The organism is uncultured Polaribacter sp., assembly GCF_947495205.1.
GTDB lineage: Bacteria > Bacteroidota > Bacteroidia > Flavobacteriales > Flavobacteriaceae > Polaribacter.
Window position 1 is genome coordinate 189777 of the sequence record NZ_CANLXV010000006.1, and the last position, 6000, is coordinate 195776.

Consider the following 6000-nt stretch of genomic DNA (forward strand, 5'->3'; position numbering starts at 1 on the left):
ATAATTTTAGAAGTAAATTGCTAAAAAAGCTTGAAATAGTATTAGAAAATTGTAAATTTGAGATTAGAAATTTTGTTTACAAACAATTTTTCATCAACCTTAAAATTAAAATTCACTTTTATAATGAGCGACGAAAGTAAAAAAAATTATGATGCCTCCAGTATTCAGGCATTAGAAGGTATGGAGCATGTTAGAATGCGTCCTTCTATGTATATTGGAGATGTTGGTATACGTGGTTTACACCATTTGGTATACGAAGTTGTAGACAACTCTATTGATGAAGCAATGGGTGGTTATTGTGACACCATAGACGTTACAATAAATGAAGATAATTCTATTACAACCAAAGATAATGGACGTGGAATTCCTGTAGGAATTCACCAAAAAGAAGGCGTTTCTGCTTTACAAGTTGTAATGACCAAAATTGGTGCAGGTGGTAAATTTGATAAAGATTCTTATAAAGTTTCTGGTGGTTTACATGGTGTTGGGGTAAGTTGTGTTAACGCATTATCTGACCATTTAACAGCAACCGTTCACAAAGAAGGTAAAATTTGGCAGCAGGAATATGAAAAAGGAAAAACTTTATACCCTGTAAAAACAATTGGTGAAACCGATTTTACAGGTACAATTGTTACTTTTTTACCAGACAAATCTATTTTTAAACAATCTACAGAATACAATTACGAAACGTTAGCAACTCGTATGCGCGAATTGGCTTACCTTAATAAAGGTATAACCATTACTTTAACAGACAAGCGCAACACAGATGATGAAGGTAATTTTATTTCAGAAACTTTTCATTCTGATGAGGGTTTACCAGAATTTATTAAATATTTAGATTCTACGCGTGAGCAATTAACTTCTTCTGTAATTTCTATGGAAGGTGAAAAAAATGGTATTCCTGTGGAAGTTGCAATGGTTTACAACACCTCTTATGCAGAAAACCTACATTCTTACGTAAACAATATTAATACGCACGAAGGTGGTACACACTTATCTGGTTTTAGACGTGGTTTAACAGGTACGTTAAAAAAATATGCAGATGAATCTGGATTGTTAAAAAACGTAAAGTTTGATATTGCTGGAGATGATTTCCGTGAAGGTTTAACAGCTATTGTTTCTGTAAAAGTTGCAGAACCACAGTTTGAAGGACAAACCAAAACAAAATTAGGAAACAGAGAAGTTACCTCTGCCGTTTCTCAGGCAGTTTCAGAAATGTTAACTAATTATTTAGAAGAAAATCCTAACGATGCTAAAACCATTGTACAAAAAGTAATTTTAGCAGCTACTGCAAGACATGCAGCACGTAAAGCCAGAGAAATGGTGCAACGTAAAACAGTAATGTCTATTGGTGGTTTACCTGGTAAATTATCTGACTGTTCTGAAACAGACCCAGCACAATGCGAAATTTTCTTAGTTGAGGGAGATTCTGCTGGTGGAACTGCAAAACAAGGTAGAGACAGAAACTTTCAAGCAATATTACCACTTCGTGGGAAGATTTTGAATGTTGAAAAAGCCATGCAACATAAGGTTTTTGAAAACGAAGAAATCAAAAATATGTTTACAGCTTTAGGTGTTTCTATTGGTACAGAAGAAGATCCAAGAGCACTAAACTTATCTAAAGTAAGGTATCATAAAGTAGTTATTATGTGTGATGCCGATGTAGATGGATCGCATATTGCTACCTTAATATTAACGTTCTTTTTTAGATATATGAGAGAAATGGTAGAGCAAGGTTATATTTACATTGCAACCCCACCTTTATATTTAGTTAAAAAAGGTCAAAAAAGAGAATATGCTTGGGATGATAATCAGCGTGATTTAATTGCTCAACAAATGGGTGGTTCTGTAAACATACAAAGATATAAAGGTCTTGGAGAGATGAATGCAGAACAACTTTGGAACACTACAATGAATCCTGAATTTAGAACTTTACGTAAAGTAGTAATAGACAGTCCTACAGAAGCAGATAGAGTTTTCTCTATGCTTATGGGAGATGAAGTACCACCTCGTAGAGATTTTATAGAACGTAATGCTAAATACGCAAATATTGATGCATAGTTTTAATTAAGGTTGAGCACCTATAAAAAAAGGGAAAGATTTAAAAATCTTTCCCTTTTTTTATTTTAACTATAATAAGTTTATCTAAAAGTTATTCCAGCTCTTAAGCTTACTACATCGTATTCTTGTTTTGCATATTCCGCAGAAATATTTAAAAACAAAAATTTAATACTTAAACCAGCATTAGCTCTAAATGAACTTCCTTCATATTGCAAACCAATAGGGTTTGAAAAACCTTCTATATTTAAATCAGTTTCAAAAGAAGTACTCCCTAAACCTGCAAACACAGTAAAAATAGATAGTTTTTTAGAAGCTAAAACCTGCCACATAAACGTTTTGGTATTTAACTCAATAAATTCTGAAGGTGTATCTCTAGATTCTACAAAAAACTTAGATTCTATATTATTCCAACCTACAAAACCAGATAAATCAAAAGGCATTTTCTTTACCACTGGAATCCATTGCTTAATATCATGCATAATTCCAAATCCGTAAGAAGATACATCTACATTATCTACACTTTGTTTAGGAATAAATCTTACTTTTAAATCTGTATTTTTAAAAAGACCAATTCCTGCTTGTATCATAGCTGAAGGTACAGCGTTATAACCTACAGACTCTATTAAATCTTCTTTAAATCCTGGTAAAGAAGAAACTGAGATAGCATCTCCATTTGAATCTGTGTATTCTAATAAAGGTCTATCAGCCAAATCACCCGATCCTAAAATGGTAGGTAATTCTCCTGAAGTAATATTAGGGTCATCAAATTTAATATTATCTGTGTTTTGAAAAGTATATGTTTCTCCACCTTCTGGCACAATTGCAGCATTAGCAATTACAGCAATATCTATACCTAAAAATTTATGTGCTTTTGCTGTAGTATACCATCCTCCATTAATTCCGTTACCAAAACCAACTGCTAAAGGCGATAAATAACCCTTTAATAAGGCTTGAGCATCTCCTGTACCAGAGTTTATAATATCTTCAAAGTCAATTTGCCCAAAGGAGATTGATGTAAAACATACCAAAAAGGCACTTATAATTATTTTTTTCATGTTCTAAAGTTTGGTTGTTTAAGTTTTACTCTACTGTTGCTTTAATTCTAAAAGTCATTTTAATATCAAAATTATCATCTGCAATAGGCGCGCTTGTAGCACCACTAATTGTAGCAGTAAATAAACCCGAAGAAAGAATTGACAAAATATTACTTGCACTTGCTGGTATTTCAACTGCTACAGGTGTTGAAGACAAAGCAACATTTTTGCTAAACAAAGGAATAGGACCTGCCATAACAGAAATATTTCCACTAATTGCAGCGCCAGAATAATTTTCTAAAGCTAATGTTACAGATTCTACATCTGCCGTTAAAAATTCACTTGCATTTTCTAGCAAATCGTTAACATCAATATCATTCGTATTAAAAGCGTAAGAAGTTTCACCTTGTAATCCATTAATCGCCACCGTTGTATCAAAATCGTCTGCAATTACAAACTGTATATCGCCAGCCTCTTCACACATACTGAAAGTAAAAACTGCGATAAGCAATAGTAATGGTTTCAATAAATTAATTTTTTTCATAATTTTAGTTTTTTAAAAGTGTATTTGTTTGTTGCACAAATATATAGAATTAAAATTAATACGAAATAGGTGAAAACACCCGAATTTAGGATTCTATACTACTTCTTACCTAATTACTAAAAAAATTAGTATTTATTGCATATTCATTAATAATTCTTACTTTTGAATACCCACACTTAAATCCCCTAAAATGAAAAAGCTTAGTTTTATTGCTGTTTTCCTATTACTAAACACATTTAATTTAAATGCACAAAATGGTTTTGAAAACTTTTTTTTAGCCGAAAACAAAGATTCAAATCTTTTAATGAATGCTTATTTTTCGCCTAAAATTAATGGATATAACAGTGCTTTAAATTCAAATTGGTATCATACTGCAAAATCTCATAAGCCTTTTGGTTTTGATCTTACAGTAAATTTTAACAGCGTTATATATCCTAGTAATAAAGAATCTTTTAATTTAGAAAACTTAGTTTCTGTTAATCTTCCTACAGGAAATATTACAGGTGCAAGCGCAATTGGCGCTAGCACGTCAAATTCTACTACCATTAATAGACAAATAAACACAGAAGAAAGCACAGCTGTTTTAAATTTACCAGCAGGAGAAAGTACTCAGTTATTTACAAATTCTAATTTACCTATAATACAATTAACAGTTGGTATTTCTGCTAACTTCGATGTTATTTTAAGAGCACTACCCACAGTAAAACCTAACAATCAAAATGAAGCTATAAATGTGCTTGGTTTTGGGATTAAAAAAGAAATCTCTAATCTTTTTCCCTCTTTAAAAGACAAACCAATTCATTTATCGCTTTTGGCAGGTTATAGTGTAATGAATGTTAGTTATGGCATAACAGACAGTACTTTACCAGAAGGAAACTTCTCTGGCATTTCTGTAAATAATGGTTTAACCACATTTAATTCTAAGGCTTTTACATTTCAAGCATTGGCATCTTATCATTGGACTCATGTAAATCTTTTTGGAGGAATTGCTTATAATACAGCCAAAACAACTTACCAAACTAACGGTACTTTTCTTGGCAAATATATTACAGACAATAGTACCATTAATCAGCCATTAGATACATCTAACGCATTAAACATCAATTCTAACGGAATTTCTGCAAACCTAGGTGCAAGATTAAATTTAAGATACTTTAAAATTTTTACATCTTACACCCTTCAAGAATTTAGTGTTTTTAATATTGGCGCAGCTATCAGCATAAAATAAGTATAATAAATAACAAAAAAAGATATCTTGTTTAGATGTTCTATTTTTACTTTAAATTAACAATAAAACTACCTTAAAGTTGTATTTTTACCCAAATATTAACAATACAATTAAAAATAAATAATATGAAAGTTACAGTAGTTGGTGCAGGTGCCGTTGGAGCAAGTTGTGCAGAATACATTGCTATAAAAAACTTCGCAGCAGAAGTTGTTTTATTAGACATTAAAGAAGGATATGCAGAAGGAAAAGCAATGGATTTAATGCAAACCGCTTCTTTAAACGGTTTTGACACCAAAATTACAGGTAGTACAAGCGATTATTCTAAAACAGCTGGTTCTGATGTTTGTGTAATTACTTCTGGAATTCCTAGAAAACCAGGAATGACACGTGAAGAATTAATTGGCATTAATGCAGGAATTGTAAAAACTGTATCTTCTAACTTAATAGAACACTCTCCAGAAACAATAATTATTGTTGTTTCTAATCCTATGGATACAATGACGTATTTAGTGCATAAAACTACAGGCTTACCTAAAAATAAAATTATTGGTATGGGTGGTGCTTTAGATTCTGCACGTTTTAAATATAGATTAGCAGAAGCTTTAGGTGCTCCTATTTCTGATGTTGATGGTATGGTAATTGGTGGTCATTCAGATAAAGGAATGGTTCCTTTAACAAGATTAGCTACTAGAAATTCTGTGCCAGTTTCAGAATTTATTTCTGAAGAAAGATTAGAACAAGTAAAACAAGACACTAAAGTTGGTGGTGCTACATTAACTGGTTTATTAGGTACTTCTGCTTGGTATGCTCCTGGAGCTGCTGTAAGTGGTATGGTACAAGCCATTGCTTGCGATACTAAAAAAATATTTCCTTGCTCTTCTTTATTAGAAGGTGAGTTTGGTTTGAATGATTTATGTATTGGAGTTCCTGTTGTATTAGGAAAAGACGGTATAGAAAGTATTGTAGAAATTAATTTAAGTGATGCTGAAAAAGCGCATTTACAAGAATCTGCAGCCGGAGTTTCTAAAACAAACGGTTTATTAGAATTATAGACTTTAGACTTTAGACTTTAGACTTTAGACTTTAGACTTTAGACTTTAGACTTTAGACTTTAGACTTTAGACTTTAGACTT

Annotated in this window: 5 protein-coding genes; 3 read left to right on the forward strand and 2 right to left on the reverse strand. The window is 31.8% G+C overall.

Going from position 1 to position 6000, the window contains the following annotated elements; genetic code table 11:
• Positions 1-123 precede the first annotated feature (123 nt).
• Entirely contained in the window at positions 124-2061 is a 1938-nt protein-coding gene (gene gyrB / locus Q0762_RS08035; RefSeq protein ID WP_298765737.1) for a DNA topoisomerase (ATP-hydrolyzing) subunit B, read from the forward strand.
• Between the two features lie 80 nt (positions 2062-2141).
• Here the strand turns inward: gyrB and Q0762_RS08040 are convergent, their stop codons facing one another.
• On the reverse strand, positions 2142-3116 hold the full coding sequence (locus Q0762_RS08040; RefSeq protein ID WP_298765740.1) for a DUF6588 family protein: 975 nt from the start codon (positions 3114-3116) through the stop codon (positions 2142-2144).
• A gap of 25 nt (positions 3117-3141) precedes the next feature.
• Positions 3142-3639, reverse strand: coding sequence for a hypothetical protein (locus Q0762_RS08045; RefSeq protein WP_298765742.1), 498 nt, complete (start codon positions 3637-3639; stop codon positions 3142-3144).
• A gap of 190 nt (positions 3640-3829) precedes the next feature.
• Here Q0762_RS08045 and Q0762_RS08050 point away from each other — a divergent pair, with 190 nt between their 5' ends.
• Together Q0762_RS08050 and mdh are read left to right on the forward strand one after the other, a co-directional pair.
• Positions 3830-4867 (forward strand): DUF6588 family protein, encoded by a 1038-nt coding sequence (locus Q0762_RS08050; protein ID WP_298765744.1) that lies wholly within the window; start codon positions 3830-3832, stop codon positions 4865-4867.
• A gap of 125 nt (positions 4868-4992) precedes the next feature.
• Positions 4993-5919 carry a malate dehydrogenase gene (gene mdh / locus Q0762_RS08055; protein ID WP_298765750.1) on the forward strand — a complete coding sequence of 309 codons (927 nt, stop codon included), beginning with the start codon at positions 4993-4995 and terminating at the stop codon, positions 5917-5919.
• Positions 5920-6000: the final 81 nt, after the last annotated feature.

Bases quoted from the DNA above. Each gene is read 5' to 3' on its own strand.
- mdh (WP_298765750.1), top strand. From the start codon at position 4,993: ATGAAAGTTACAGTAGTTGGTGCAGGTGCCGTTGGAGCAAGTTGTGCA.
- Q0762_RS08050 (WP_298765744.1), top strand. From the start codon at position 3,830: ATGAAAAAGCTTAGTTTTATTGCTGTTTTCCTATTACTAAACACATTT.
- Q0762_RS08045 (WP_298765742.1), bottom strand. From the start codon at position 3,639: ATGAAAAAAATTAATTTATTGAAACCATTACTATTGCTTATCGCAGTT.
- Q0762_RS08040 (WP_298765740.1), bottom strand. From the start codon at position 3,116: ATGAAAAAAATAATTATAAGTGCCTTTTTGGTATGTTTTACATCAATC.
- gyrB (WP_298765737.1), top strand. From the start codon at position 124: ATGAGCGACGAAAGTAAAAAAAATTATGATGCCTCCAGTATTCAGGCA.